This window comes from Streptomyces argenteolus (assembly GCF_042902585.1).
In the GTDB taxonomy this organism is placed as follows: domain Bacteria; phylum Actinomycetota; class Actinomycetes; order Streptomycetales; family Streptomycetaceae; genus Streptomyces; species Streptomyces argenteolus.
Window position 1 is genome coordinate 1 of record NZ_JBIBEG010000030.1, and the last position, 4477, is coordinate 4477.

Consider the following 4477-nt stretch of genomic DNA (forward strand, 5'->3'; position numbering starts at 1 on the left):
CGCGTCTGTATGCGCGGGGGGCGGTGGTGTCGTGGCCGGGGCTGCGTCCCGGCCGGCGGGTCGCGTTGCCCACGTACGCCTTCAACCGACAGCGCCACTGGCCCCGGCGCTCCGCACCGACCGGTGTGGATGCGGCGATCGGGTCCGTGGGCCTCGAAGCCACAGGACACCCGCTGCTCGGTGCCAGGGTCGGCCTGGCCGACGGCGACGGTGTGCTCCTCACCGGCAGGCTCTCGCTGGCGGGGCTGCCCTGGCTGGCCGATCACGCGGTGCGCGGCACCGTGCTCTTCCCCGGCGCGGGCTTCGTCGAGATGGCCCTGCGGGCCGGCGACGAGGTCGGTTGCGCGGGCGTCGAGGAACTGACGCTGCACACCCCGCTGGTACTTCCCGAAGGCGTCACCGTGCGGGTCCAGCTGACGGCGGGCGATGCGGACGAGGACGGACGCCGCTCCTTCGCGGTGTACGCGAGGACCGGTGACGCCGGAAGCTGGACCACCCACGCCACCGGTGTGCTGTCCCCGGCCCAGGTCGTACCCGAATTACTCCCCGCATCTCAGGTGTGGCCGCCGGAGGGCGCCGTACCGGTCGAGGTGGACGGCCTGTACGACACGATGAGGGAGGACGGTTTCGCCTACGGCCCCAGCTTCCAGGGGCTCACGGCGGCATGGCGCCGCGGCTCCGAGGTGTTCGCCGAGGTGCGCATGCCCGAGAGCGGCGAGGCGGGCGACGCGGGCGGTTTCTGCCTGCACCCCGCGGTGCTCGACGCGGCCTTGCACGGTGTGTCCCTGCTGGAGGGCTCCGGCGACAGGGAGCCGCCGCGCGGCCTGCCGTTCGCCTGGCAGGGCGTGCGCCTGTATGCGGCGGGTGCGAACGCCGTGCGCGTCAGTCTCGCCCCGGCGGGCGCCGACGGTGTCACGGTCAGCATGACGGACGCCGCCGGACTGCCGGTGGCCTCCGTCGACACGCTCGTCCTGCGCCCGGTCACCGATGGCCAGCTGCGCGCCGCGCGCGGCCACGGCGGCGCGCTCTACCGCACCGGGTGGGCCGAACTGCCTCCGGTCGCAGGTGACGACTCCCAGCTCACGTGGGCCGCCATCGGTGACGAAGCCGCCGCGCTCATCGATGCCGCGGACGTTCACGGCGAGGTGTACGGGAACCTCGTGGACCTCGCCGCGGCGGTCGACGAGGGCGCCCCCGTGCCGGAAACCGTCGTCGTCGCCTGCCTCGGCTCCTCGGCCGACGTACCGGAGGCCACGAGGGCGGCGACGGTCTGGGCGCTGGAGACGGCGCAGGCCTGGCTCGGCGACGACAGGTTCGCGCCGTCCCGGCTGGTGCTGCTCACCCGCAACGCGGCGACCCTCGCGGCGGTGGCCACCGACGGGCAGGGCCCCGACCCGGCGCATGCAGCAGCCCGCGGTCTGCTGCGTTCCGCCCAGTCCGAACACCCCGGCCGCATCGTGCAGTTCGACCTTCCGGCGGGCCCCATCGAGGGGACAGCGGCGCTCCTGGCGCCGGCCGTCCGGACCGTTCTCGCGGCCGACGAGTCCGAACTGGTGCTCCGTGACGGTGCGTTGTGGGCACCCCGGCTTTCCCGCGTGGCCCCGGCCGTCCCCGCCGAGCGGACAGAGGACGAGGAGGCACCGGTCTGGGACCCGCACGGAACCGTCCTCATCACCGGCGGCACCGGCGTCCTCGGCAGTGCCGTGGCCCGGCATCTGGCGCGCGACCACGGCGTACGGCATCTGCTGTTGCTGGGACGCCAGGGCCCGCAGGCCGAGGGTGCGCAGGAACTGGTGGCCGAACTCGCCGAGCTGGGCGCCGAGACCACGATCGCCGCCTGCGATGTGGCGGACCGGGACAGCCTGGCGGCCGTCCTCGGGGACATCCCCACCGGCCGTCCACTGCGTGGTGTCGTCCACTCGGCGGGAGTCGTGGACGACGGGGTCATCTTCTCGCTGACCCCGGACCGGGTCGACACCGTGCTGCGGCCCAAGTCGCAGGCTGCGTGGAACCTCCACGAACTCACCGCGGACCTGGACTTCTTCGTCCTCTTCTCCTCCGCGGCCGGCATCCTCGGCGCGGCCGGCCAGGCCAACTACGCCGCGGCCAACACCTTCCTCGACGCCCTGTCCGAGCACAGGAGGGCCCAGGGGCTCGCCGCGCACGCGCTGGCCTGGGGCCTGTGGGAGCAGCGCAGCTCCATGTCGGGCGCCATGAGCGAGCACGATCTCGCCCGCGCCTCCCGCAGCGGCCTGTCGGCCCTGGCCGTCGAGGACGGCCTCGCGCTGTTCGACGCGGCACTCGGTGCGGGCGAACCGGTGCTGGTCCCGATGGCCTTCGACCCGTCCGCCGTCCGCGGTCAGGCGGCCGGAGTCCCCCCGGTGATGCGCGGCCTCGTCCGCCCCACCTCCCGGCGGGCCACAGGTGCTGAGCCCACCGGCGAGCTCCGCCACCGCCTGGGCGCGCTGTCGGCCGCCGCCGGCGAGGAGGCGCTGCTGCAGCTGGTGCTGCGGCACCTCACCGCCGTACTCGGTTACGCGCCCGACAGCGAACTGGATGCCGACCGGGCCTTCTCCGAGCTCGGGTTCGACTCGCTGACCGCCGTGGACCTGCGCAACCAGCTCGCCACGGCCACCGGGGTGCGGCTGCCCGCCACCCTCCTCTTCGACTACCCGACGCCGGCGGTGCTCGCGCGCCACCTGCGCGTCGCACTCGTCGGCGACGAAACCGACGCGGCGGCCCCGGCCCCTGTGGCAACGGCGTCCGGCGACGACGATCTGATCGCCATCATCGGCATGAGCTGCCGCTACCCCGGCGGTGTCCGCACGCCCGAGGAGCTGTGGCAGCTGGTCGCCGGGGACAGGGACGGTGTCACGCCGTTCCCCGAGGACCGCGGCTGGAACGTGCGCGATCTGGTCGACCGGGATGGCCTGCGCGCCGGCACCAGCTATGTCGGTGAAGGCGGATTCCTGCACGACGCCGCCGATTTCGACCCCGAGTTCTTCGGGATCTCGCCGCACGAGGCCCTCGCCATGGACCCGCAGCAGCGACTCCTCCTGGAGACCACCTGGGAGGCGTTCGAGTACGCGCACATCGACCCAACAGCCGTGCGCGGCAGCAAGGTCGGTGTGTTCGCCGGACTCATGTACCACGACTACGCCGCCCGGCTGGACTCCGTCCCGGAGGAGGTCGCGGGCTTCATCGGAAACGGCAACACCGGCAGCATCGCAACCGGACGTGTCTCGTACACGTTCGGGTTCGAGGGGCCTGCGGTGACGGTGGACACGGCGTGCTCGTCGTCGCTGGTGGCGCTGCACCAGGCGGTGCAGGCGCTGCGGCAGGGTGAGTGCACCCTCGCTCTGGCCGGCGGGGTCGCCGTCATGGCCACCCCGGACTCCTTCGTCGCGTTCAGCCGCCAGCAGGGCCTGGCGCCCGACGGCCGCTGCAAGTCCTTCGCGGCCGGTGCCGACGGCACCACGTGGTCGGAGGGCGTGGGCCTGCTCCTGGTGGAGCGGTTGTCGGACGCGCGGCGCAACGGGCACGAGGTGCTCGCGGTGGTGCGGGGTTCGGCGGTCAACCAGGACGGTGCTTCGAACGGCCTGACCGCGCCCAACGGCCCCTCGCAACAGCGGGTCATCCGTCAGGCGCTGGCCGGCGCGGGCATGAAGGCCGCAGAGGTGGACGTCGTGGAGGCGCACGGTACCGGGACTTCGCTGGGTGATCCGATCGAGGCGCAGGCGTTGCTTGCCACGTACGGTCAGGGCCGGCCTGAGGGCGAGCCGCTGCTGCTCGGCTCGGTGAAGTCGAACATCGGCCATACGCAGGCCGCGGCCGGTGTGGCGGGCGTCATCAAGATGGTCGAGGCGATGCGGCACGGTGTGGTGCCGAGGACGTTGCACGTGGATGAGCCGACGCCGCATGTGGACTGGGCGTCGGGTGCGGTGGAGCTGGTTACGGAGCGTCGTGTGTGGCCGGAGACGGGGCGTCCGCGTCGGGCTGCCGTCTCCTCGTTCGGGATCAGCGGTACGAACGCGCACGTGGTGCTGGAGCAGGCGCCGGCCGTACAGCCGGCCGGGCGGGGGGACGCTCCCGCCGACGAGCCGTCGGATGAGCCCGGGGGTGCTGTGGTGCCCTGGGTGCTTTCCGCGCGTTCCGCTGCGGGGTTGCGGGGGCAGGCGGCGCGGTTGCGGGAGTCCGCTGCCGTGGCGGAGGCGTCCGACGCGGATGTCGCATGGTCACTGCTCTCCGCCCGGTCCGCCATGGAACACCGTGCCGTGGTCACGGGCCACACCCGCCAGGAGCTCCTGCGCGGTCTCGACGCCGTCATCTCCGGCGAACCCGCTCCGCACACCGTCCTGGACCGTGCGAAGTCGGGCCGATCTCTGGCTCTGGTGTTTTCGGGTCAGGGGTCTCAGCGGTTGGGTATGGGGCGTGAGTTGGTGGCTTTGCCGGGGTTCGGTGAGGTGTTCGGTGAGGT

At 73.1% G+C, this 4477-nt stretch carries 1 protein-coding gene; it reads left to right on the top strand.

Annotated elements, in window-relative coordinates:
- Nucleotides 1–146: 146 nt before the first annotated feature.
- Nucleotides 147–4477, top strand: a 4331-nt coding sequence (locus ACFY8O_RS34380; protein WP_387909338.1) for a type I polyketide synthase, incomplete at its 3' end; no start/stop codon positions are given.